Below are 25019 nucleotides of genomic sequence, written 5' to 3' on the forward strand. Positions count from 1 at the left end.
ATGGTTTTGTCTCCTTGTAGCGCCATGCTAGTCCTGTCCACGGGGCATGGGTGATCAAAATACCGCCGTGAAAAGCAGGTTTTCAGCATAATCGTTTGCCAGGCTGGGGATGGGCGGCAGGATCTGCCGCCCAGGGCCGCTTACCGGTGGTGACCACCTGCTGGACGCCAAGGCGCTAGAATTCGCCCTTCATAAAAAACAAACCGGCAACCAGACAGGGCGGCAACGCCCTGATAGCCGGGGCCGTCCCGCCCCACAGGCGGGATCGCGTCCCGGCCAGTAAAGGGAGACTTCAATGACTCAACCCACCAGCGTCCCGGCAGAGGTCACGCTACCGGAACTGACGTTCCGCGGCGTGCTGCTGGGCGCAGTGATCACCATCATCTTTACCGCCTCCAACGTGTTCCTGGGGCTCAAGGTCGGCCTGACCTTCTCGTCGGCGATCCCGGCGGCGGTGATTTCCATGTCGGTGTTGCGCCTGTTCAAGGACGCCAACATCCTCGAGAACAACATGGTGCAGACGCAGGCCTCGGCGGCCGGCACGCTGTCTGCCATCATCTTCATCCTGCCCGCCCTGGTCATGATGGGCCACTGGCAGGGCTTTCCGTTCTGGCAGACCCTGGGCATCTGCGCCGCTGGCGGCATGCTGGGCGTGATGTTCACGATTCCGCTGCGCCACGTGATGGTGGTGCAGAGCGACCTGCCGTACCCGGAAGGCGTGGCGGCGGCGGAGATCCTGCGGGTCGGCAGCGCCGAGCGCGCCCAGGACGTGGCAGCGGATGCCGGGCGGGCGCCGGCCGGGCCGGCCGCCACCGGCATGGGCGACATCGTCAGCGGCGGCGTGGCGGCGGCAGCGGTCAGCTTCGCGGCCAGCGGCCTGCGGGTGCTGGGCGACGGCGTCAGCGGCTGGTTCGCGCTGGGTGGCGCGGTGTTCCGGCTGCCGATGGGGTTTTCGCTGGCGCTGCTGGGCGCCGGCTACCTGATCGGCATCGTGGCCGGCCTGGCCATGCTGACCGGCCTGGTGATCTCGTGGGGCATCGCGGTGCCGATCCTGACCTCGATGGCCGAGATCCCCGCGGACATGTCGCTGGCGAAGTTCGCCACCGGATTGTGGTCGTCGCAGGTGCGCTTCATCGGCGCCGGCGTGATCGGCGTAGGCGCCATCTGGACGCTGGCGACGCTGTTCATGCCGATGGCGCGTGGCGTCAAGGCCTCCTTCTCGGCGTTGACCCGCGCGGGCGCGGCGCGCGCCGGCAAGGCGCCGCGCACCGAGCGCGACCTGTCCGCGGGCTGGATCTCGGTCGTCACGCTGGTGCTGGTGGCGGTGCTGGTGATCACGTTCCAGGTGTTCCTGGCGGACGCGCCGCTGTCGGCCGCGGCGGTCTGGAAGCTGGTGGCCTACGCGGTGTTGTTCGCCTTCGTATTCGGCTTCCTGGTGGCGGCGGCCTGCGGCTACATGGCCGGCCTGGTGGGCACCTCGACCAGCCCGATCTCGGGCGTGGGCATCGTTGCCATCGTGCTGGTGTCGCTGTTGCTGCTGGTCCTGGGCGGTGAACTGCTGGCGGTGCAGAATGGCGTGCAGATGACCATCGCGCTGGCGATCTTCAGCACGTCGGCGGTGGTGGCGGTGGCCTCGATCTCCAATGACAATCTGCAGGACCTGAAGACCGGCTGGCTGGTCGGCGCGACCCCGTGGCGCCAGCAAGTGGCGCTATTGATCGGTTGCGTCCTTGGCGCGGCGGTGATCTCGCCGGTGCTGGACCTGCTGTACAACGCCTACGGCTTCGCCGATGCGATGCCGCGCGAAGGCATGGACCCGTCCCAGGCGCTGTCGGCGCCGCAGGCCACGCTGATGCTGGCGATCGCGCGCGGCATCTTCACGCACCAGCTGAACTGGACCATGATCCTGATCGGCATGGCGGTGGGCGTCGGCCTGATCGTGGTGGACGAGATCCTCAAGCGCACCTGCAAGGTGGCCCGCATCCCGGTGCTGGCGGTGGGCATCGGCATCTACCTGCCGCCGACCGTGGCGGCGCCGATCGTGGTGGGCGCGCTGCTGGCCTGGCTGCTGGAGCGCGCGCTGCGCCGCCGCGCGGCGGCCGCCGGCAAGGACTATGTATCGTTCGCCGACGCCGCCAACCGGCGCGGCGTGCTGATCGCCTCGGGCCTGATCGTGGGCGAGAGCCTGGTGGGGGTGGTGATGGCGGCGATCATCGGCGCCTCCGGCACCGACGCGCCGCTGGCGATCGCGGGCGAGGAATTCGCGCGCACCGCTTCGTTCCTGGGATTGGCGGTGTTCGCGCTGGTGGCGGTGCTGTTCTGGCGCCGGGTGATGCGCCTGGCGCAGCCATAGGCCAGGCGTCGCGCCAGGCAAGGACAGAAAGGGCATGACGCGCGCGTCATGCCCTTTTTTCATGCCGGCTGGAGCAGGTCGGCCAGCGTGCGGGCGATGACCTTGGTGGCGCGGCGCAGGTCTTCCAGCACCACGCGCTCGTCGTTGCGCTTGGCGTGCGATTCCAGCACGGTGCGGGGCCCGGCGCCGTAGATCACGCCGGGGATGCCGGCTTCGGCATACAGGCGCACGTCGGTATAGAGCGGCGTGCCCATGGCGGGGATCGATTCGCCGAACAGCTCCTGGCCGTGCCTGCGGATGGCGTCGACCAGCGGCTGGTTGCCGGGCAGCGGCCGCATGGCGTTGGCCAGCAGCAGGCGCTTGATCTCGACGCGGATGCCGGGCGTGGCGGCCGCGGCCTCTCCGATGATGCGGCGGATGTCGGCTTCCACCTCGGCCGCGTTCTCCTCCGGAATCATGCGGCGGTCGAGCTTGAACACGACCTTGCCGGGCACCACGTTGGTGTTGGTGCCGCCCTCGATGCGCCCGATGTTCAGGTAGGGATGGCTGATGCCTTCGACCCGCGAAGTGATCTCGCGGTAGCGCGCGTTCTGCGCGTAGAGCGCGTTCATGATGGCCACCGCGCCTTGCAGCGCGTCCACGCCGGTGGCGGGGATGGCGGCGTGCGCCATCTTGCCGTGCACCGTCACTTCCATCTGCAGGCAGCCGTTGTGCGCCGTCACGACCTCATAGCTGAAGCCGGCCGCGATCAGCAGGTCGGGTTTCGTCAGGCCCTGGCGCAGCAGCCAGCCGGGACCGAGCAGGCCGCCGAATTCCTCGTCGTAGGTGAAGTGCAGTTCAACCGCGCCCTGGCTCGGACGGGCCACGGCTTCCAGCGCCCGCAGCGCGAAGGTGAAGCTGGCGAAGTCGCTCTTGCTGACCGCGGCAGCGCGGCCGTAGAGGCAGCCGTCCTCGATCTGGGCGCCGTACGGATCGTGCTCCCAGCCGTCGCCGGGCGGCACCACGTCGCCGTGGGCGTTGAGCGCGACGCGGCGGCCGCCGGCGCCATATTCGCGCCGTACGATCAGGTTGGTGATGGACTCCATGCCGTAGGCGCGCACTTCATCGGCCGGCACGGGATGGGACTCGGCCGCCAGGCCGAAGCCCTGCAGCAGTTCGGCGGTGCGGACGGCGTGCGGGGCGTTGTTGCCCGGCGGCGTGTCGGTCGGCACGCGCACCAGTTCCTGCAGGAAGCGCACTTCTTCGTCGAAGTGGGCGTCCACCCAGGCGTCGAGTCGGGCGTAATCGGTCATGGTTCAGCTCGTTGCGTCGTTGGCGAGATCGTCGAGCAGCCGCTGCATCGCCTGTGCGGCCAGCTGCATGTCGTGGTTGGTGGTGGATTCGAGCGGGTTGTGGCTGATGCCGGCGTTCTGGCCGCGCACGAACAGCATGGCCTGCGGCATGATCTCGTGCAGCTTCATGGCGTCGTGGCCGGCGCCGCTGGGCATGCAATGCACCGGCACGCCCAGCGCTTGCACCGCGCGTTCCCAGCGCTGCTGCCAGGCCGGCGCGCTGGGCGCGGCGGCGGCGCGCATGGTTTCCTCGAGCGTGTAGCGCAGGCCGCGGCGCAGGCAGATCGCTTCCAGTTCGGCCAGCACGTCGCTGGCCAGCGCATCGCGCTGCGGGTCGCTGGGGGCGCGCAGGTCGAGGCTGAAGCGGCATTCGCCGGGCACCACGTTGATCGAGCCGTTGGGCACTTCCAGCATGCCGACGGTGCCGACCGAGTCGCCGTCGCGCGCGGCGCGGCCTTCGACGAACACGATCAGTTCGGCCGCGGCCACGGCGGCGTCGCGGCGTCGATCCATCGGCGTGGTGCCGGCGTGGCAGGCGGTGCCGTGGATCCGCACGCGGTAGCGCACGCAGCCGTTGATGGAGGTGACCACGCCCAGCGGCAGGCCCATTTCGTTCAGCACGGGACCCTGTTCGATGTGCACTTCGACGAAGCCCAGGTAACGGGCCGGGTCGCGCTTGAGCTTGGGAATGTCATCGACGCACAGTCCCGCGCGCGCCATGGCCTCGCGCATGCTGATGCCGTCGGCGTCCCGTTGTTCGAGCCAGCGCGGCTGGAAGTCGCCGATCAGCGCGCCGGAACCGAGGAAGGTGGCCGGATAGCGCTGGCCTTCTTCTTCGGAAAAGGCGATCACTTCGATGGCGTAGGGCAGGCGCCGGCCCTGGCGCTGCAGCGCGCGCACGCAGGCCATCGGCACGAAGATGCCGAGACGGCCGTCGTATTTGCCGGCATTGCGCACCGTGTCGTAATGGCTGCCGCTCATCAGGATGGGCGCATCGGCGCGGGCCGCGTGATAGCGGCCGACCACGTTGCCGACCGCGTCGATGCCGACTTCGTCGAAGCCGCAGTCGCGCATCCAGTGCGAGATGCGCTGCGCGCAGGCGCGGTGCGCGTCGGTGAGGTAGGTGACGGTGAGCTGGCCGTTCTCGGCGTAGCCCGGGTCGCTGTGCGCGCTGAGCTTTTCCTGCCAGTCCCAGATGTCGTTGCCCAGCTCCGGTTCGACGCCGAAGCGTTCATACAGCCGCACTTCAGCGTCGCGGTGCAACTGGCGCAGGGCCTCGCGGCGTTCGTCGTCCGGCGCGTTGTGCCGGCGGCGCTCCAGCGCCTGGACCAACTGGGTGCCTTGCAGGCTGGCGCCGCGCGGGCTGTATCGGGAAAGCACGAAGGGAAAGCCGAAACGCGCGGCATGGTCGGCGATCAGCGCGGCGGCGTCGGTTCCCGCATCGGGCGCAGGCTGGGCGCGCAGCAGCGCCAGTTGCGTGGCGGCATCGGCGTCGTCCACCGCGCGTTGCAGCGCCAGCTGCAACTGGGCCACGCTGTGCATCGGTCGCGCGCGCACCGCCTGCTCCGCGGCCCAGGGCGCGTGCGGATACAGGTCGGCCAGCATGGCGGCCGCGCCTTGCGGCGTGGCGTCGTTGAATTGGGCGAGGGTGTGGGCCATGGTTGCGCCGTTCAGGGAGCGGGTTGATAGGGATGGCGCGCCTGCCAGTGGCGGGCGATGTCCAGCCGCCGGCAGACCCAGACGCGGTCGTGGCGCGCGATGTGGTCCAGGAAGCGTTGCAGGGCGACGATGCGGCCCGGCCGGCCCAGCAGGCGGCAATGCATGCCGATGCTGAGCATCTTGGGCGCTTCGTCGCCTTCGGCGTAGAGCGCGTCGAAGCTGTCCTTCAAGTACTGGAAGAACGGATCGGCGTGCGAATAGCCCTGCGGCAGCGCGAAGCGCATGTCGTTGCAGTCCAGCGTGTAGGGCACGATCAACTGCGGCGCCACGCTGCCGTCGCTCTTTTGCACCCGCATCCAGAACGGCAGGTCGTCGCCGTAGTAGTCGCTGTCGTACTCGAAGCCGCCGTAGTCCGCCACCAGGCGGCGGGTGCGCGGACTGTCGCGGCCGGTGTACCAGCCGAGCGGGCGCGCGCCGGTCAGTTGCGCGATGGCGTCCATGCCCAGGCGCATGTGCTCGCGTTCGGTGGCTTCGTCCACGTTCTGGTAGTGCACCCAGCGCCAGCCGTGGCAGGCGATCTCGTGGTCCAGTTCGACCAGCGCCGCGGCCAGCTCGGGGTGGCGTTGCAGCGCCATGCCGACGGCGAACACCGTCAGCGGCAGGCCGCGCTTTTCGAATTCGCGCAGGATGCGCCAGACGCCCACGCGCGAGCCATACTCGTAGATGCCTTCCATGCTCAGGTGGCGTTCCGGGTAGCTGGCCGGGTTGAACATCTCGGACAGGAACTGTTCGGAGCCGGCGTCGCCGTGCAAGACGCAGTTCTCGCCGCCTTCCTCGTAATTGAGCACGAACTGCACCGCGATGCGGGCGTTGCCGGGCCATTGCGCATGCGGCGGGTTGCGGCCGTAGCCGATCAGGTCGCGCGGATAGGAGTCAGTGGCGTCGTAGGTGCTCATGGCTGGGCAAGCGTGGACATCGTGTTCGACACGATAAGGTAAACCGCATTGTTTGTATACAATTTATGTACATCATTAGTGATGACCCTAATACGGCACGCAAGGCCGGCCGCCATGAAGCGAACAACCCGCCGGCATGCGCTGCCGGCGGGTTGTTCGGGGACATCGGAAAACGGACGTTCAGCGCAGATCGCCGCAGGGCCAGCCGCTGGCGCCGTAGCCGCCGTCAGCCGTTGCGGTAGAGAAAGCTGTAGGCGTTGATCGCCGGCACCCCCCCGAGATGCGCGTACAGCACCCGCGAGCCGGCCGGGATTTCCCCGCGCCGCACGATGTCCATCATGCCCTGCATCGATTTGCCCTCGTACACCGGGTCGGTCATCATCCCTTCGAGCCGCGCGCACAGGCGGATGGCTTCGTTGGTCTCGGCCGACGGCAGGCCGTAGGCCGGGTAGGCGTAGCGCGTATCCAGCACCACGTCGCTGTCGGTGATGGGGCGCTGCAAGCCCACCAGGTCCGCGGTGCGGCGCGCGATGCGCAGGATCTGGGCGCGGGTCTGGTCGGGCGTGGCCGAGGCGTCGATGCCGATGACGCGGTCGGCGCGACCGTCGGCGGCAAAGCCCACCACCATGCCGGCCTGCGTGCTGCCGGTGACGGCGCAGACCACGATGTAGTCGAACTTGAAGCCCAGTTCGGCCTCCTGCCGCCGCACTTCCTCGGCGAAGCCCACGTAGCCCAATCCGCCCAGTTCATGGTCGGAGGCGCCGGCCGGAATGGCATAGGGCTTGCCGCCGCGCTTGCGCACGTCTTCCAGCGCCTCTTCCCAACTGCGGCGGAAGCCGATGTCGAAGCCTTGGTCCACCAGGCGCACGTCGGCGCCCATCAGGCGGCTCATCATGATGTTGCCGACCCGGTCGTAGACCGCGTCGGAATAGTCCACCCAGTTTTCCTGCACCAGCACGCAGGCCAGCCCGAGCTTGGCGGCCACGGCCGCCACCATGCGGGTGTGGTTGGACTGGATGCCGCCGATGGTCACGAGGGTATCGCAACCCTGTTCCAGCGCCTGCGGAATCAGGTATTCCAGCTTGCGCAGCTTGTTGCCGCCGAACGCCAGGCCGCTGTTGCAGTCTTCGCGCTTGGCGTAGATCTCGACCTTGCCGCCGAGGTGGGCGGACAGGCGCTCGAGCTTCTCGATGGGAGTGTCGCCGAAGGTCAGGCGATGGCGGGGAAAGCGTTGCAGATCCATGCGGGCTCCTGGGAGTGTCGGTCCGGGCGGACGGCGCCGCGGATGGAAAAATCATAGGAACCGGTCGGATTATTGGTCAATTGCGTATTTTTGGGATTTATCCAGTCTAAATTTTTCAGAGAATTTATTTTTCGATCTAATATTTATGAACAAAGAATAAATACCGAATTAAATTTTATAGGGACATATTAAATGGCCGCCATCGCCGGGCTGGATCGCATCGACCGCCAGATCCTGCGCCTGCTGCAGCAGGATGCCCAGATCACGAACCTGGACCTGAGCGCGCGCGTACACCTCAGCCCCGCGGCCTGCCTGCGGCGGGTGGAAAAGCTGCGCGCCGAGGGCGTCATCCGCAAGACGGTGGCGCTGCTGGAACCGGCCGAGGTCGAGATGGCCACGCTGGTCATCGTCGGAGTGGTGCTGGACCGCTCCACGCCCGAGTCCTTCACCGATTTCGAGGCGGCCGCGCGCGGCATCAGCGGTTGCCTCGAATGCCATCTGGTGGCCGGTGAGTTCGACTACTTCCTGATGCTGCGCATCCGCGACCTGGAACGCTTCAACAAGTTGCACGCGGGCGAGATCATCAAGCTGCCCGGCGTGCGCCAGATCCGCACTTTTTTCGTGCTCAAGGAGATCCTGTCGACCACCGAATTGCCGCTCTGACGAGGCAATTGCGCAACATCCGGCGCGGAAGCCGAAAAAAATGCCGCAATGCGGCATTTTTCGTTGGCGGAACTTGCTGGCGCGTAGACGGCGTAATTGCAGGGGTTGCGCGGACATTCCAACACCGCATGAAGCCATTCCGCATGCGCTTTTGCGTCACGCAATCGCAAGAAGACGCCCATAAACTCAAAGGGTTATACTTTCATCCATACGGCTTTCAAGGCTTGTACGCGCCTTCTGCCCCTGCTATCCGCTAAACGGGAAGCCCGTGTCGCGGAAGGTTTTCCTGCATCGTAATCGAGTGAAGCACTCGTAAAGGTGAAGCGATTATGTCTTCGGAAATAGAATCCCTATCCACGTCTTACTTGTTTGGGGGGAATGCCCCCTACGTTGAGGAGCTTTACGAAGCCTACCTCGACAACCCCGGTTCGGTACCTGACAACTGGCGCGAATACTTCGACCAGCTGCAGCACGCTCCCGCCACCGACGGCCAGGAATCCACCCGCGACCAGGCCCACGCTCCCATCGTCGAATCGTTCGCCCAGCGCGCCAAGGCCAATGCCTTCGTGCAACGCGCCGCCGAACCCGACCTGAGCGTCGCCTCCAAGCAAGTCTCGGTGCAATCGCTCATCGCCGCCTACCGTTCGCTCGGTTCGCGCTGGGCCGACCTGGATCCGCTCAAGCGCCAGGAACGTCCGCCGATCCCGGAACTCGATCCGGCCTTCTACGGCCTGACCGAAGCCGACCTGGACCAGACCTACTCGGCCACCAACACCTACTTCACGACCGCCAGCACCATGACGCTGCGCGACATCCTGAAGGCGCTGCGCGACACGTACTGCCGCAGCATCGGTGCCGAATTCACGCACATCTCCGACCCCGCCGCCAAGCGCTGGATCCAGGAACGCCTGGAAACCACGCTGGGCGCGCCGAGCTACACGGCCGAGGAAAAGCGCCACATCCTGCAGCAGCTGACCGAATCCGAAGGCCTCGAGCGCTTCCTGCACACCAAGTACGTCGGCCAGAAGCGCTTCTCGCTGGAAGGCGGCGAAAGCTTCATCGCCTCGATGGACGAAGTGGTGAACCACGCCGGTGAAAACGGCGTCCAGGAAATCGTGGTCGGCATGGCCCACCGCGGCCGCCTGAACCTGCTCGTGAACATCATGGGCAAGATGCCCGGCGACCTGTTCGCCGAGTTCGAAGGCAAGCACGCCGAAGGCCTGACCGACGGCGACGTGAAGTACCACAACGGCTTCTCGAGCGACCTGTCGACCCGTGGCGGTCCGGTGCACCTGTCGCTGGCGTTCAACCCGTCCCACCTGGAAATCGTCAACCCCGTGGTCGAAGGCAGCGCGCGCGCCCGCCAGGAACGCCGCGGCGACGCCGAAGGCAAGCAGGTGCTGCCGGTGCTGGTGCACGGCGACGCGGCCTTCGCCGGCCAGGGCGTGGTGATGGAAACCCTGAACCTGGCCCAGACCCGCGGCTACGGCACGGGCGGCACGATGCACATTGTCATCAACAACCAGATCGGCTTCACCACGTCGGATCCGCGCGACTCGCGCTCGACGCTGTATTGCACCGACGTGGCCAAGATGATCGAAGCGCCGGTGTTCCACGTCAACGGCGACGATCCCGAAGCCGTCGTGTTCGTCACCAAGCTGGCCCTGGATTACCGCCTGCAATTCCGCCACGACGTCGTCGTCGACATCGTCTGCTTCCGCAAGCTGGGCCACAACGAGCAGGACACCCCGTCGCTGACGCAGCCCCTGATGTACAAGCGCATCGGCCACCATCCCGGCACGCGCAAGCTGTACGCCGACAAGCTGACCACGCAGGGCGTGCTGGCCGAAGGCGAAGCCGACCAACTGGTCAAGGACTACCGCCAACTGATGGAAGACGGCCAGCGCACCATCGAACCGGTGCTGACCGACTACAAGAGCAAGTACGCCATCGACTGGTCGCCGTTCCTGGGCGCCAAGTGGACCGACCAGGCCGACACCGCCGTGCCGCTGGCCGAGCTCAAGCGCATCGGCGAACGCATCACCACCGTGCCGGAAGGCTTCACGGTGCACCCGCTGGTCGCCAAGCTGCTGAACGACCGCCGCACCATGGCCAAGGGCGAGATGAACCTGGACTGGGGCATGGGCGAACACCTCGCCTTCGCCACGCTGGTGTCGTCGGGCTACGCCATCCGCATCACCGGCCAGGACTCGGGCCGCGGCACGTTCACGCACCGCCACGCCGTGCTGCACGACCAGAACCGCGAACGCTGGAACGACGGCACCTACATTCCGCTGCAGAACGTCTCGGAAGGCCAGGCCCCGTTCACCGTGATCGACTCGGTGCTGTCCGAAGAGGCCGTGCTGGGCTTCGAATACGGCTACTCCAGCGCCGAACCCAACACGCTGACCATCTGGGAAGGCCAGTTCGGTGACTTCGTCAACGGCGCCCAGGTCGTGATCGACCAGTTCATCAGCTCCGGCGAAGCCAAGTGGGGCCGCCAGTCGGGCCTGACCCTGATGCTGCCGCACGGCTACGAAGGCCAGGGTCCCGAGCACTCGTCGGGCCGCATCGAGCGCTTCCTGCAGCTGTGCGCCGACAACAACATGCAGGTGATCCAGCCGACCTCGGCTTCGCAGATCTTCCACGTGCTGCGCCGCCAGATGATCCGTCCGTTCCGCAAGCCGCTGGTGCTGTTCACGCCCAAGTCGCTGCTGCGCAACAAGGACGCCGGCTCGCCCCTGACCGAACTGGCCGGCGGCAGCTTCCGCCCGGTGATCGGCGAGGTCGACGAGGCCATCGACGCCGCCAAGGTCAAGCGCGTGCTGGCTTGCTCGGGCAAGGTCTACTACGATCTGGTCAATGCCCGCCGTGAACGTGGCGCCGACAACGTCGCCATCATCCGCGTCGAGCAACTGTACCCGTTCGCGCACAAGTCGTTCGAGGCCGAACTGCGCAAGTACCCGAAGGCAACCGAAGTGATCTGGGTCCAGGACGAACCGCAGAACCAGGGCCCGTGGTTCTACGTTCAGCATCACGTGTACGAGAACATGGTCGAAGGCCAGAAGCTGGGCTACGCCGGTCGCGCCGCGTCGGCTTCGCCGGCGGTGGGCTACCTGGCCAAGCACCAGGAGCAGCAAAAGGCGCTGATCGAAGCGGCTTTCGCGCCCAAGTTCAAGGCCATGCTGACCAAGTAACCCAACCCGATGCACGCGCGGGGCGCGGCAAGGTGCAGAAACCCGGTTTCGAACTTTGTCCGTGTCGCGCGGTCCAGAACACACACTCTACGGAATAAACAAAATGGCTATCACCGACGTCGTCGTCCCCCAACTCTCCGAATCCGTTTCCGAAGCGACCCTGCTGACCTGGAAGAAGCAGCCCGGCGCTGCCGTCGAAGCGGACGAAATCCTGATCGAAGTCGAAACCGACAAGGTCGTGCTGGAAGTGCCGGCCCCCGCCTCGGGCGTGCTGGCTGAAATCGTCAAGGGCGATGGCAGCACCGTGACCTCGGGCGAAGTCCTGGCCCGTATCGACACCGCCGGCAAGGCCGCCGCCACCCCGGCCACCGCCCCCGCCGCCGAAGCGCCCAAGGCCGCCGCGCAAGCCGCCGCTGCCCCGGCCGCTCCCGCCTCCACCGCCGCCGCCGGCGTGGCTTCGCCCGCCGCCGCCAAGATCCTCGCCGAAAAGGGCGTGGACGCCGCCAGCGTGGCCGGCACCGGCCGTGACGGCCGCGTCACCAAGGGCGACGCCCTGAACGCCAGCGCCCCCGCCGCCAAGGCCGCTCCGGCCAAGGCCCCGGCCGCCCCCGCCCCGACCACGCTGTCGCTCGACGGCCGTCCGGAACAGCGCGTGCCGATGAGCCGCCTGCGCGCCCGCATCGCCGAGCGCCTGCTGCAGTCGCAACAGGAAAACGCGATCCTGACCACGTTCAACGAAGTGAACATGCAAGCGGTCATCGATCTGCGCAACAAGTACAAGGACAAGTTCGAGAAGGAACACGGCATCAAGCTGGGCTTCATGTCGTTCTTCGTCAAGGCCGCCGTTGCCGCGCTCAAGAAGTTCCCGCTGATCAACGCCTCGATCGACGGCAAGGACATCATCTACCACGGCTACTTCGACATCGGTATCGCTGTCGGCAGCCCGCGTGGCCTGGTGGTGCCGATCCTGCGCAACGCCGACCAGCTGTCCATCGCTGAAATCGAAAAGACCATCGCCGACTTCGGCCGCCGCGCCGCCGACGGCAAGCTGGGCATCGAAGAGATGACCGGCGGCACGTTCTCGATCTCCAACGGTGGCGTGTTCGGCTCGATGCTGTCGACCCCGATCATCAACCCGCCGCAATCGGCCATCCTGGGCGTGCACGCCACCAAGGAACGCGCCGTGGTGGAGAACGGCCAGATCGTCATCCGCCCGATGAACTACCTGGCCCTGTCCTACGACCACCGCATCATCGACGGCCGCGAAGCCGTGCTGGGCCTGGTCGCCATGAAGGACGCCCTGGAAGATCCGCAGCGCCTGTTGCTGGACCTGTAATCTCGGCGCCCTGAGCCCGGCGTCCGCGCGACCCTCGTGTCGGCGGCGCCCGGCCGGCCCCAGGGGCCGGCCAGCGCGGGCCGGGGCGAGTTTCACTCCCTCCTCATTCGCGAGAACACTATGTCCAAACAATTCGACGTCGTCGTCATCGGCGCGGGCCCCGGCGGCTACATCGCCGCCATCCGCGCCGCGCAGCTCGGCATGTCGGTGGCTTGCATCGACGCCTGGCAGAATGGCCAAGGCGGCCCGGCTCCCGGCGGCACCTGCACCAACGTCGGCTGCATCCCCTCCAAGGCGCTGCTGCAATCGTCCGAACACTTCGAGCAGGCCAACCACCACTTCGCCGAGCACGGCATCGAAGTCAAGGGCGTCAGCCTGAAGCTCGACACGCTGATCGGCCGCAAGAACTCGGTGGTCAAGCAGAACAACGACGGCATCCTGTACCTGTTCAAGAAGAACAAGGTCACCTTCTTCCACGGCAAGGGCGCGTTCGCCGGCCAGGTCGAGGGCGGCTGGGCCATCAAGGTCACCGGCACCGCCGAGGAAGACCTGGTTGCCAAGCACGTGGTGGTCGCCACCGGTTCGTCGGCGCGCGAGCTGCCCGGCCTGCCGTTCGATGAAAAGGTCGTGCTGTCCAACGATGGCGCGCTGAACATCGGCGCCGTGCCGAAGACGCTGGGCGTGATCGGCGCCGGCGTGATCGGCCTGGAAATGGGCAGCGTGTGGCGCCGCCTGGGCGCGGAAGTCACCATCCTGGAAGCGATGCCGGAGTTCCTGGCCGCCGCCGACCAGCAAGTGGCCAAGGAAGCCCTCAAGGCCTTCACCAAGCAGGGCCTGAACATCCAGATGGGCGTCAAGATCGGCGAGATCAAGGCGACCGCCAAGTCGGTGACCGTGCCTTACGTCGACGCCAAGGGCGCCGAGCAGAAGCTGGTGGTGGACAAGCTGATCGTCTCGATCGGCCGCGTGCCCTACACCGGCGGCCTGAACGCCGACGCGGTAGGCCTGAAGCTCGACGAGCGCGGCTTCATCGCCGTGGACGGCGACTGCAAGACCAACCTGCCCAACGTCTGGGCAGTGGGCGACGTGGTGCGCGGGCCGATGCTGGCGCACAAGGCCGAGGAAGAGGGCGTGGCGGTTGCCGAGCGCATCGCCGGCCAGCACGGCCACGTCAACTTCGACACCGTGCCGTGGGTGATCTACACCTCGCCGGAAATCGCCTGGGTCGGCAAGACCGAGCAGCAGCTCAAGGCCGAAGGCCGCGAGTACAAGGCCGGCAGCTTCCCGTTCCTGGCCAACGGCCGCGCCCGCGCGCTGGGCGACACCACCGGCTTTGCCAAGGTGATCGCCGACGCCAAGACCGACGAGGTCCTGGGCGTGCACATCGTGGGCCCGATGGCCTCGGAATTGATCTCGGAAGCCGTGACCATCATGGAATTCCGCGGCGCCGCCGAAGACATCGCCCGCATCTGCCACGCGCACCCGACGCTGTCGGAAGCCGTGAAGGAAGCCGCCCTGGCCGTCGACAAGCGCGCCTTGAACTTCTGATCCGCCACGCTGCGGCTCTGCCAAAGGGGGCGGGTTTTCGGACCCGCCCTTTTTTTCTTTTGCCTGTGCCATCTCCATGAACGTCCGCGAATACTACGAACACGCCCTGGCCGAACGCGGCTACAAGCCCGACGAAGCCCAGAAGAAGGCGATCGACCGGCTGCAGCGCTATTACGACGAGTGGGTCAAGTTCAAGGCGATGCGCTCGAACGCCCTGAAGAAGCTGCTGAACCGCCCCGATGTGCCGCGTGGCGTCTATCTGTGGGGCGGGGTGGGGCGCGGCAAGAGCTTCCTGATGGACGCCTTCTACGCCACCGTGCCGGTGGTGCGCAAGACGCGCCTGCACTTCCACGAGTTCATGCGCGGCGTGCATCGCGAGCTGGAAGAAGTGAAGGGCATGCAGGACCCGCTGGACGAGGTCGCCAAGCGCGTCGCCAAGCGCTACCGCCTGATCTGCTTCGACGAGTTCCACGTGTCGGACGTGGCGGACGCGATGATCCTGCACCGCCTGCTGTTCAAGCTGTTTGAATACGGCACCTCGTTCGTCATGACGTCCAACTACGAACCGTCGACGCTGTATCCCGACGGCCTGCACCGCGACCGCGTGCTGCCGGCGATCGAGCTGATCCAGGCGCGCATGGACGTGATGAATGTGGACGCCGGCGTCGACTATCGCCGCCGGTCGCTGGAGCAGGTGCAGTGCTACCACACGCCGCTGGACGAGCATGCGCAGCAGGCGTTGCAGCGGGCCTTCGACAGCCTGGCCGATACGCCGCCGCAGGAGCCGCTGCTGCATATCGAGCATCGCGAAATCCGCGCGCTGGCGCTGGCTGGTTCGGTAGTGTGGTTCGACTTCGCCACGCTTTGCGGCGGCCCGCGTTCGCAGAACGACTACCTGGAACTGGCCAACCGCTTCCATGCGGTGATCCTGTCCGGCGTGCCGCGCATGGGTCCGCGCCAGGCTTCCGAGGCGCGCCGTTTCACCTGGCTGATCGACGTCTTCTACGACCATCGCGTCAAGCTGATCATGTCGGCCGAATGCGAGCCGGAAGAGATCTACACCGAGGGCGCGCTCGCCAACGAGTTCCATCGCACGGTATCGCGCATCCTGGAAATGCAGTCGCGCGAATACCTCGAGTCGGAACGCCGCCTGACCGCAACGTTGTAGTTATGCCGCAAGCGTCCGCCCGCGGGGCGGACGTGGCGCAATTTGCGGCATTTGCGTTGGTAATGCAAGTCATTATCAATTAACATCCGAAGACTTCTGGTCCCGCGCCGCAGTCTTCCCGTGTCCTCCCCCATCCTTTCGTCTCCGGCCTCCTGCGCCGATGCGCCCGCCACGCAGGTCGACGGCCTGTACCGGGACCATCGGCCCTGGCTGTTCGGCTGGCTGCGCCGCAAGCTCGGATGCGCGCATCGCGCCGAGGACCTGGCGCAGGACGTGTTCGTGCGCGTGATCCAGGGCCGCAAGACGGTGCGGGCTGGCGAGGCTCGGGCGCTGCTGACCACCATCGCCAAGGGGCTGGTGATCGATCATCAGCGCCACGCGGCGCTGGAACATGCCTACCTGGCCTATCTGGCCGACCTGCCCGAGGCCCATGCGCCGTCGCCCGAGACACAGGCCGAGCAGATGCAGGCCCTGATGCAACTTGACCGCCTGCTCGACAGCCTTCCGCCCAAGGCGCGTTCGGCCTTCCTGCTGTCGCAGCTGGACGGCCTGACCTATCCCGAAATCGCCCAGAGGCTCGGCGTGTCGGTCAGTTCAGTGCAGCAGTACATGGTGCGCGCCATGTCGGCCTGTTATGCCGCGCTTCATGACTAGCGCGGTCGACCGCGCCGCCATGCCGTCCGAGGCGGTCGTGCGCGAAGCGATCGCCTGGTGGGCGCGCCTGCAATCGGGGGTGGCCGACGCCGGCGATCGCGAGGCCTGTCATGCCTGGCTGGCGCGGGACCCGGCGCACCGCAAGGCCTGGGAGCGGCTGGAAAGGATCGGCCGCGATGCCCGCCGCGTGCCGGCCGCGCTGGCGCATGCGGCGCTGGAAGGCCCGGCGATGCCACGCAGGCGCGCCATCTTGCGCGATGTGCTGACACTGGCCGGCGTGGGCATGGCGGGCTGGGCTGGCTATCGGCACGCGCCCTGGCAGCGCCTGGCCGCCGATCTGAGCACCGGCATCGGCGAGCGGCGCGCGGTGGTGGTGGCCGACGGCTTGCACATCACCCTGAACAGCGATAGCGCGCTGCGGCTGCGGCTGGAAGACGGCGCGCGCGGCATCCATCTGCTGCGCGGCGAGATCCTGGTCGATGCGCAATCGCGCCCGGGCGCTCCGGCATTGCGGGTGGATACCGGTTATGGCGTGCTGCTGGCCGGGAGCGCGCGTTTCGACGTGCGCCGCACGCCTCACGGCGCGCGACTGGGCGTCTACGAGGGCAGCGTCGCGCTGCAGCGCGAAGGCCTGTCCACCCAGACCGCCGACGCGGGCGAACGCCTGGGCTACGACGACCAGGGCGGCGTCGAACGGCAGGCGGCGGATCCGGATCGCCTGGCCTGGGTCGACGGCCTGGTGGTGGCCAAGGATTGGCGCCTGGATTATTTCGCCGACTACCTGGCGCGCCACCGGGTCGGCCTGATCCGGGTGGATCCGGCGGTGGCGGGCCTGCGGCTGTCGGGCGTCTTCCCGCTGGACGATGCCGAGCGCGCACTCAAGGCGCTTGAGCCGGCCCTGCCTATCGTGGTGACGCGTCACACGCAGTATTGGCTGCAGGTGGGGCCGCGCACGGCCTGAACGTTACAAATTTCCCGGCCGGCGCATTGCAGGTTTTCCTTCCTGGTACGGAAAGGCAGAGATAGAGACCTACGTACAGGGAGTTTTCGTGTCCGCTTCATCTTGCCCGCGCCTGGGCGCACCCTTGACCGCCGGCCGCCTGGCCGTGCTTGCCGCCACTTGCGCCGGCGCCTGGCTGGCCGCCGCGCCCGCCGCCTGGGCGCAAGCGTCGCCCGCCGCGGCCCAGGCGCCGCGCACCTACCAGATCGCCGCCGGTCCGCTGGGCGACGCGCTGACCCAATTCGCGCGCAACGCGGGCGTGGTGCTGTCGTTCGATCCGGCGCAGGTGCGCGGCCTGCGTTCCGAAGGCCTGGACGGCGCCTATCCGGTGGGTGCGGGCTTCGCCCGCATCCTGGCAGGCAGCGGCCTGCAGGCGCGGGCCCAGGCGGGCAACACCTGGACGCTGGTGGCGGCGCCCGCTGGCGACACGCAGACGCTGGCGCCCGTGACGGTGTCGGGCAGCTCCTTGAGCGCGCTGGCGCCGACCGTGGGCTACGTGGCCAGCGCCAGCGTAAGCGCCACCAAGACCGATACCCCGCTGATCGAGACGCCGCAATCGGTGTCCGTGGTCACGCGCGAGCAGATCGCGGAGCAGGGCGCGCAGACGCTGAACCAGGTGCTGCGCTACACCCCCGGCGTGGCGACCGAAACGCGCGGCGCCACGGCTACGCGGCTGGACCAGTTCAGCGTGCGCGGTTTTTCCGCGTCGACCTACCTGGACGGCTTGCGCGTGTTCGGCGGGCGCGACGCCCTGCCGCAGGTGGACGCCTACCGCCTGGAACGCGTGGACGTGCTGAAAGGACCGGCCTCGGTGATGTACGGGCAGGGCGGCCCGGGCGGGGTGGTCAACCAGGTCAGCAAGCGGCCGCTGGAAGAAGCCCTGCACGAAGTCGAGCTGCAGGTCGGCAACTACGACTACCGGCGCGCCAACTTCGACTTCGGCGGCCCGCTGGATGCGGACGGCAGGTACCTGTACCGCCTGGTGGGATCGGGCTACATGTCCGACGGCCAGATCGACCACACCAAGGAGCGCCGCTATTTCGTCTCGCCGGCCTTCACCTGGAAGCCCAACGGCGATACCTCGCTGACCGTGCTGACGAACTTCCAGCGCGATCCCGACATGGGCTCCTATGGCGCTGTGCCGCCCATGCGCTCGCTGCTGTCGGCGCCGGATGGCATCCGCCTGTCGCCGCGCTACTACGACGGCGACGCCAACTTCGAAAAGAGCGATCGCAAGAGCTATTCGCTCGGCTACGTGCTGGATCACCGCTTCAATGACAACCTGAAGGCGACGCAGAGCCTGCGCTGGACCCATTCCGACGCCAAGTACCGCAGCGTCTACGGCGCCTCCAGCCGCTTCTACGGCTACACCGACAGCCGCTACCTGTACCAGCAGCGCGCCGCGATCGCGACCGACGTCGAGGTCGGCGCGCTGACCATCGACAACAACCTGCAGGCGCGCTTCGATACCGGCGCCTTCGGCCACACGGTGCTGCTGGGCTTCGACTACCAGCACGTCAAGACCGACACGCTGTCGGGCTTCGGCAGCGCGCCTCCGCTGAACGTGATGAACCCGGACAACCGCCAGGACATCCCGGTGCCGGCGTTCTCCACCGACGCCACCACCACGCAGTACCAGACCGGCCTGTACTTCCAGGACCAGATCAAGATCGATCGCCTTTCGGTGCTGCTGGGCGGCCGCTACGACTGGTCGCGCAATGTCGGCGAAAGCACCGCCATCGCCACCGGCCGCACCACGCCCTCGTCGTTGCGCGCCGAGGCCTTCACCGGCCGCTTCGGCGTGATCTACAACTTCGACAACGGCGTGGCGCCGTACTTCAGCTATTCCGAATCGTTCGAGCCGCAGTCGGGCACGGGCTGGAACAATGCGCCGTTCAAGCCGATCGAGGGCAACCAGTACGAGGTCGGCATCAAGTACCAGCCGCCGGGCAGCGCGACCCTGCTGTCGGTGGCGGCATTCGACATCCGCCGCGAGAACATGCTGACCACCGATCCCGATCCGACGCACCTGTGCGGCACCTCGAACGCGCGTTGCCAGATCCAGTCCGGCGAACTGCGCACGCAGGGCATCGAGCTGGAGGCCAAGACCGAACCGCTGCGCGGCCTGACGCTGATGGCCGGCTATTCGCTGCTGGACAACGCCTACTCCAAGGCCAACCCCGGCACCACGGGCCTGAACCTGAAGGGCAAGGCGCCGGTGGGCGTGCCGTCACAGCAGGCCTCGGCCTGGGCCCGCTATCAGTTGCAGGGCGGCCCGCTGGCCGGCCTGGGCGTGGGCGGCGGCGTGCGCTACATCGGGTCGTCGTACGGCGACGAGGCCAACACCATGAAGGTGCCATCGGTGACGCTGTTCGACCTGATGCTGGACTACGACATGGGCCGTGTGTCGCCGTCGCTCAAGGGCATGCAGGTGGCGTTGAACGTCCAGAACCTGTTCGACAAGGAATACATCGCATCGTGCTCGGGCGATTCGTGGTGCTGGTACGGCTACCAGCGCTCGATCAAGGCCAGCCTGCGCTATCGCTGGTAGCGTGGCCGGCGTGTCCGCGGCCGGGCCACGGACACGCTTTCAGGCAGTCTCTCGCATCGTAGTGAGAATGGTTATAATTCAAGCCCAATCGACACGGAACCTGCCGCGGGGCGATTCCGGATCGGCATCCACAACAGGAAAATCGACAATGAAATTCGCAAGGACTTTGGCAGCCGTGGCGCTGCTGGGCAGCGCCGGCGCGGCGCAGGCGCACTTCGTCTGGCTCGAGCGGGCCGACCAGGGGCCGGCAAAGGCGTACTTCGGCGAATGGGCGGACGACCTGCGCGAAAGGCGCGACGGCCTGCTGGGCAAGGTCCTGGTGGCGCCGGTGGTCACCGGCGCCGACGGCAAGGCGCTCAAGGCGTCGGCCCAGGGGGCGGATTTCGTCGAGTTCGCCGCCAGCGGCAAGGGCGATGTGCGCCTGTCGCAGCCGATCCAGTTCAAGGACACGCTGATGCAGTACGGCGCCAAGGCCGGCCGCGAAGACACCCAGGGCAAGCTCGACCTGGAACTGGTGCCGGCCGCGGCGGGCAGCAATACCTTCGTGCTGCAGTTCAAGGGCAAGCCGCTGGCCAAGACCGAAGTCACCGTGTTCGGCCCGCCCAAGTGGGAAAAGCGCTTGCGCAGCGACGAGAACGGCCGCATCGAGATCACCACGCCGTGGCCGGGCCAGTACGTGCTGGAAGCCGCCCACGTCGAGGACAAGGCCGGCGAGGCCGACGGCAAGGCCTACGCCAAGATCCGCTACGTTTCCACCCTGACCTTCAACGTGACCAAGTGAAAGCTCCCGCAGCCGGCGCAGGCATGATGCGCTACCGTCTGGCCGTGGCCTCGCGGGCCCTGGCCGCCATCCTCGGCGGCTACGGCCTGGCCTCGGCGGCCGCGGCCTGCCTGGCCATCTGGCTGCCCATGCAGCGCGCCGATGCCGTCGTCACGGCGCAGATGTCGGCCTTCGTGGTCTACACCTGTGGCGTCATCTGGGTGTTCGCCACCCGCAACGCCTGGCGCGCCTGGGCCGGCATCCTGTTGCCGGCGGCGCTGTTCGGCGGCCTGTTCCTGATCGGCCGCATGGTGGGGGGCGCATGAAACCCAGTACCGGAAAAGCGCAAGGCGAAGAGGGCCTGCGCCAATCCATGTCGTGGCTGCACACCTGGTCGGGCTTGATCTTCGGCTGGGTGCTGTTCGCCATGTTCCTGACCGGCACGCTGTCATTCTTCCGCCCCGAAATCACCCGCTGGATGCAGCCGGAGATCCAGGCGCAGGCCGCGCCCACGCTCGAATCCGTGACCATGGCGCAGCGTTACCTGACCGAGCATGCGCCCGACGCCAAGCGCTGGTTCATCACGCCGCCGACCGACCGCGAACCGCTGATCCAGCTGCTGTACCAGGTGCCCAAGCCCAAGCCGGGCGAGCGCGGTTTCGTGCGCGTCAAGCTCGATCCGCGGACCGGCCAGGCCGTCCAAGGGCGCGAGACGCGCGGCGGGGATTTCTTCTACCGCTTCCACTTCGAACTCGAAACGGCGTTCCCATGGGGGCGCTGGCTCGCCAGCATCGCCGGCATGTTCATGCTGGTGGCGATCATCAGCGGCATCATCACCCACAAGAAGATCTTCGCCGATTTCTTCACGTTCCGCCCGAAGAAGGGCGGCCAGCGGGCCTGGATGGACGGCCACAACGCGTTGTCGGTGCTGGGGCTGCCATTCCACCTGATGATCACGTTCAGCGGCCTGGTGCTGTTTGCGACCATGCTGATGCCGGCAGGCATCCTGGCGGTCTACGAAAACCCGCGCCAGTATTCCGACGATGTATTCCCCGGGTTCAAGGTCACGCCACCGCGTAACGAACCTGCGCCGCTGGTCGCGCTGGCGCCGCTGGTGGAGCAGGTCGAGCAGCGTTGGCAGGGCCGGGTCGGCCGCGTCACGGTCAACAACCCCGGCGACGCCGGCGCCACCGTCACCTTGACGCGCGATGCGGCGGACGGCGTGTCCTATGGCCGGCTCGCGCCCTACGCGCGCTTTGACGGTGTCACCGGCGCCTTCCAGGAAGGGCAGGACGAGCTCAGCCCCACCGTGCGCACCGCTGGCGTGATCGTCGGGCTGCACCTGGGCCTGTTTGCCGAACCGCTGTTGCGCTGGTTCTATTTCCTGGTCAGTCTGGCGGGCACCGGCATGGTCGGTTCCGGCCTGGTGCTGTGGATCGCCAAACGGCGCCAGAAAGCGCGCCCCGGCGCACGCGAGGCCTTCTCGCTGCGCCTGGTCGATGGCTTGAACGCCGGCACCATCGCTGGCCTGTTCATCGCGGTCGCCGCGTTCTTCTGGGCCAACCGCCTGGCGCCGGCCGACCTGCCGGGCCGCCCGCTATGGGAAGTGCGGGCGTTCTTCGCGGCCTGGGGCCTGTCGCTGGTGTACGCCTTCGTGTTCCACAAGCGCAAATGGGTGGATCTGCTCTCGGCCGCCGCCGCGTCGCTGGCGCTGGTGCCGGTGATCAACGCCGTGACCACCTCGCGCCACCTGGGCGTGTCCCTGCCGACCGGTGACTGGGTGATGGCCGGTTTCGACCTGACCTGCCTGGCGGGCGCGCTGCTGCTGGGCTGGATGGCGCGCAAGGCCGCCCGCGCGCGCAAGGCGCCGGCCAAGGCCGGCGGCAAGGCCGCGGCCCGGACGGCGGCGCCGGCGCAAGTCCAGGCCCGACCCCAACCCGACACGCCAGCCCAACCCGTCGCCCGGCCGCGCGCGCCGGTCGCGTCCGCGATGGCGCAAGCCACGCCTTCCGAAGCCGCCTATGAACCGAGGTGATACGCCATGACGCTCGCCGCCTTCTGCCTGGCCTACGCGGGGTTCTCCGCCCTGTGCCTGGGCATGGACCGTCACTACGAAGACCTGTTCGACCGCGCCTTGCCGCGCCGCCATCGCGTGCCGCTGCGCACCTTCGGCTGGCTGGCGCTGGCGCTGTCCCTGTGCGCCTCGGCCGCGGTCTGGGGCTGGAGCTACGGCACCGTCGAATGGATCGGCATCCTCAGCATCGCGGGCCTGCTGCTGATCTGGTTCCTGACCTTCCGCCCACGCGCCGCGTTGACGGCCGGCGGGCTGTGCGCGGTGGCTGCGCCCTTGCTGGCCGTCCTGTAGGCGCACCGTCGGCCTGGTGTCCGCGTCCGCGCGCGCACCCGCCGCGCAGGGGCGGCATCGCGCCCGGGCGGCGCCGGTCATTCAGGCGCCCCGCGCGGCACGTTACACTGGGCGTTTCACCAAGCAAACGCCTTCATCGTCCATGAATACCCGCGTCCTCACTGGCATCACCACCTCCGGAACCCCTCACCTCGGCAACTACGCTGGCGCGATCCGCCCGGCGGTCCAGGCCAGCACGCAACCGGGTGTCGACGCGTTTTTCTTCCTGGCCGACTACCACGCGCTGATCAAGTGCGACGACCCGGCCCGCGTGGCCCGCTCGCGGCTTGAGATCGCCGCCACCTGGCTGGCGGTGGGGCTCGACCCGGACCGCGTGACCTTCTATCGCCAGTCGGACATCCCCGAGATCCCCGAACTGAGCTGGCTGCTGACCTGCGTCACGGCCAAGGGCCTGATGAACCGCGCGCATGCCTACAAGGCCTCGGTCGACCAGAACGTGGCCAAGGGCGTGGACCCCGACGATGGCGTGACCATGGGCCTGTTCTCGTATCCGGTGCTGATGGCCGCGGACATCGTCATGTTCAACGCCAACAAGGTGCCGGTGGGCCGCGACCAGATCCAGCACCTGGAAATGGCGCGCGACATCGCCCAGCGCTTCAACCACCTGTACGGCCGCGAGTACTTCACGCTGCCCGAGGTTGCCATCGAAGAAGACGTGGCCACCTTGCCGGGCCTGGACGGTCGCAAGATGTCCAAGAGCTACAACAACACCATCCCGTTGTTCGAGGGCGGCGCCAAGGCCCTGCGCGCCTCGATCATGCGCATCGTCACCGACTCGCGCGAACCAGGCGAACCCAAGGACGCCGAAGGCTCGCACCTGTACACCATCTATCGCGCCTTCGCCACGCATGAACAGGCCACGGCGTTCCGCCAGCAGCTCGAGCAAGGCCTGGGTTGGGGCGAGGCCAAGCAGGCGCTCTACGACCATCTGGAGAACCTGCTGGCGCCCATGCGCGAGCGCTACTTCGACCTGATGGCCAACCCCGGCCGCATCGAAGACGTGTTGCAGGCGGGCGCCGCCAAGGCGCGCAAGCTGGCGGTGCCGATGATGCGCGAGCTGCGCGAGGCCGTGGGCCTGCGCAACCTGAATGCGCAGGCGCCGGGCAAGCAGGCGCAGGCCAAGAAGGAAAAGGGCAAGGGCGCGCGCTTCGTCAGCTTCCGCGATGAAAACGGCGGCTTCCGCTTCCGCCTGCTGGCCGCGGATGGCGAGGAACTGCTGCTGTCGCAACGTTTTGCCGACCCCAAGGAGGCCGGCGCGCTGATGCGACGCCTGCAGTCGGAATCGCCAGAAGCGCTGTTGCAAGCCACCGCCGATGGCCTGGCCGCGGTACTGGACGGCGCGGTCGTGGCGGCGGCGCCCGCGGGCGCCGCCGGTGACGCGCAGGCGCAGTTGGCGAAAGCGCGCGACGCGTTGCTGTCGATGGCGCAGGAATAACGCCGCGAGCGCAACAACAAGGGCGGCGCGATTGCGCCGCCCTTGTCGTTTGTAATCCGAAACCGATACCGCTTAACGCGCGCCGGCGGAGACGATGCGGCCGTCGCGCACCTGGAAGCGCTGCGCATTGCCCTGGCCGGCGATCTCGAGCATGTCGCCTTCCGAATAGCCGGTGACCGTCGGGCAATCGAGCCATTCCGGGTTGATGAACGGAAAGTACTTCAGCGTTCCGCTGCCCTGGCTGGCGAAATCGAAGGTGGTGTTGGCCACGACTTCCGGATCCCACTGGCTGGCGTCGAAGGTCAGGACACAGCCGGCGCCGATACGGTAGATGATGCTTGCGCCCATGCTGGCAAAGCCGAGCGCGCCGACATGCAATTGCGCGCCGTTGGTCAGTTCGATGATGCGGCTGCCCAGGCGTTCCAGCGTGATGTGCTTGAAGGTGACCTCGGCGCCGTCCACCTTCAGGTGAGCGTATTGGCCCAGGGTGACTTCGTTGTAGGCGCCGCTCAGGCTGGCTTCCTTTTCGGTAATGGTTGCCGTTTCGTTGGCGGCAAGCGTAATGGTATTGCGCATGGCGGGCGGATCTCCGGTCTCTCAGGTATGGCGCTATTTTTCTTGTGCTTCTACCCGATAGGCGCTTGCGCCGCAGCTCGCCTGATCATGGGTGTGCCACTGCCGTGCGGACCCGACTTCGCCGGCTTTTATTATTTGGACACAATTCGATATTTTCGCTTATT

At 67.3% G+C, this 25019-nt stretch carries 19 protein-coding genes; 14 read left to right on the forward strand and 5 right to left on the reverse strand.

Annotated elements, in window-relative coordinates:
• The first annotated feature begins 295 nt into the window (after nt 1-295).
• Nucleotides 296-2353: an OPT family oligopeptide transporter gene (locus ACVN9Z_RS14295; protein ID WP_241076990.1), complete on the forward strand. Its 2058-nt coding sequence runs from the start codon at nt 296-298 to the stop codon at nt 2351-2353.
• Nucleotides 2354-2412: 59 nt separating this feature from the next.
• On the opposite strand, the gene ACVN9Z_RS14300 is transcribed toward ACVN9Z_RS14295, so the two are convergent.
• From ACVN9Z_RS14300 to ACVN9Z_RS14315, 4 genes are all read right to left on the reverse strand, one after another.
• Nucleotides 2413-3645: a M20 family metallopeptidase gene (locus ACVN9Z_RS14300; RefSeq protein WP_024068144.1), complete on the reverse strand. Its 1233-nt coding sequence runs from the start codon at nt 3643-3645 to the stop codon at nt 2413-2415.
• Between the two features lie 3 nt (nt 3646-3648).
• On the reverse strand, nt 3649-5343 hold the full coding sequence (locus ACVN9Z_RS14305; protein ID WP_054517557.1) for a hydantoinase/carbamoylase family amidase: 1695 nt from the start codon (nt 5341-5343) through the stop codon (nt 3649-3651).
• An 11-nt stretch (nt 5344-5354) separates the two neighbouring features.
• Nucleotides 5355-6299 (reverse strand): allantoinase PuuE, encoded by a 945-nt coding sequence (gene puuE / locus ACVN9Z_RS14310; protein WP_006389377.1) that lies wholly within the window; start codon nt 6297-6299, stop codon nt 5355-5357.
• Nucleotides 6300-6525: 226 nt separating this feature from the next.
• The gene (locus ACVN9Z_RS14315; RefSeq protein WP_049054423.1) at nt 6526-7542 is read right to left on the reverse strand and encodes a 1-aminocyclopropane-1-carboxylate deaminase; all 1017 of its coding nucleotides are present in this window, start codon (nt 7540-7542) and stop codon (nt 6526-6528) included.
• A gap of 192 nt (nt 7543-7734) precedes the next feature.
• Between ACVN9Z_RS14315 and ACVN9Z_RS14320 the strand changes: the two genes are divergently transcribed.
• The 13 genes from ACVN9Z_RS14320 (at nt 7735) to ACVN9Z_RS14380 (ending at nt 24279) form a co-directional block, all read left to right on the forward strand.
• A complete protein-coding gene (locus ACVN9Z_RS14320) occupies nt 7735-8205 on the forward strand; it encodes an Lrp/AsnC family transcriptional regulator (RefSeq protein WP_006389379.1) in 471 nt (156 codons plus the stop codon).
• A gap of 329 nt (nt 8206-8534) precedes the next feature.
• Nucleotides 8535-11402, forward strand: a complete 2868-nt coding sequence (locus tag ACVN9Z_RS14325; RefSeq protein WP_006389380.1) for a 2-oxoglutarate dehydrogenase E1 component — start codon at nt 8535-8537, stop codon at nt 11400-11402.
• A gap of 103 nt (nt 11403-11505) precedes the next feature.
• Complete coding sequence (gene odhB / locus ACVN9Z_RS14330; protein WP_020924633.1) at nt 11506-12738, forward strand: 2-oxoglutarate dehydrogenase complex dihydrolipoyllysine-residue succinyltransferase; 1233 nt, start codon at nt 11506-11508, stop codon at nt 12736-12738.
• Nucleotides 12739-12858: 120 nt separating this feature from the next.
• On the forward strand, nt 12859-14286 hold the full coding sequence (lpdA, locus tag ACVN9Z_RS14335; protein ID WP_006389383.1) for a dihydrolipoyl dehydrogenase: 1428 nt from the start codon (nt 12859-12861) through the stop codon (nt 14284-14286).
• 76 nt (nt 14287-14362) lie between these two features.
• Nucleotides 14363-15454 (forward strand): cell division protein ZapE, encoded by a 1092-nt coding sequence (zapE, locus tag ACVN9Z_RS14340; RefSeq protein ID WP_006389384.1) that lies wholly within the window; start codon nt 14363-14365, stop codon nt 15452-15454.
• A 120-nt stretch (nt 15455-15574) separates the two neighbouring features.
• Nucleotides 15575-16108, forward strand: coding sequence for a sigma-70 family RNA polymerase sigma factor (locus tag ACVN9Z_RS14345; protein WP_458213482.1), 534 nt, complete (start codon nt 15575-15577; stop codon nt 16106-16108).
• Entirely contained in the window at nt 16101-17069 is a 969-nt protein-coding gene (locus ACVN9Z_RS14350; protein ID WP_458213483.1) for a FecR domain-containing protein, read from the forward strand. Before ACVN9Z_RS14345 ends, ACVN9Z_RS14350 begins: the two co-directional genes overlap by 8 nt.
• A gap of 88 nt (nt 17070-17157) precedes the next feature.
• Nucleotides 17158-19659 carry a TonB-dependent siderophore receptor gene (locus tag ACVN9Z_RS14355; protein ID WP_109433523.1) on the forward strand — a complete coding sequence of 834 codons (2502 nt, stop codon included), beginning with the start codon at nt 17158-17160 and terminating at the stop codon, nt 19657-19659.
• A gap of 148 nt (nt 19660-19807) precedes the next feature.
• Complete coding sequence (locus ACVN9Z_RS14360) at nt 19808-20440, forward strand: DUF4198 domain-containing protein (RefSeq protein ID WP_458213484.1); 633 nt, start codon at nt 19808-19810, stop codon at nt 20438-20440.
• 23 nt (nt 20441-20463) lie between these two features.
• Nucleotides 20464-20745, forward strand: coding sequence for a DUF3649 domain-containing protein (locus tag ACVN9Z_RS14365; protein WP_053498021.1), 282 nt, complete (start codon nt 20464-20466; stop codon nt 20743-20745).
• On the forward strand, nt 20742-22454 hold the full coding sequence (locus tag ACVN9Z_RS14370; RefSeq protein WP_458213485.1) for a PepSY-associated TM helix domain-containing protein: 1713 nt from the start codon (nt 20742-20744) through the stop codon (nt 22452-22454). The genes ACVN9Z_RS14365 and ACVN9Z_RS14370 overlap by 4 nt, the downstream gene beginning before the upstream one ends.
• Before the next feature lie 6 nt (nt 22455-22460).
• Nucleotides 22461-22784 carry a DUF3325 domain-containing protein gene (locus ACVN9Z_RS14375; protein ID WP_020924626.1) on the forward strand — a complete coding sequence of 108 codons (324 nt, stop codon included), beginning with the start codon at nt 22461-22463 and terminating at the stop codon, nt 22782-22784.
• A 142-nt stretch (nt 22785-22926) separates the two neighbouring features.
• On the forward strand, nt 22927-24279 hold the full coding sequence (locus ACVN9Z_RS14380; RefSeq protein ID WP_458213486.1) for a tryptophan--tRNA ligase: 1353 nt from the start codon (nt 22927-22929) through the stop codon (nt 24277-24279).
• A gap of 72 nt (nt 24280-24351) precedes the next feature.
• Here ACVN9Z_RS14380 and ACVN9Z_RS14385 read toward each other — a convergent pair whose 3' ends face one another.
• Nucleotides 24352-24855 carry a hypothetical protein gene (locus ACVN9Z_RS14385; protein WP_006389392.1) on the reverse strand — a complete coding sequence of 168 codons (504 nt, stop codon included), beginning with the start codon at nt 24853-24855 and terminating at the stop codon, nt 24352-24354.
• Nucleotides 24856-25019 lie beyond the last annotated feature (164 nt).

This window comes from Achromobacter sp. KK8, assembly GCF_054188005.1.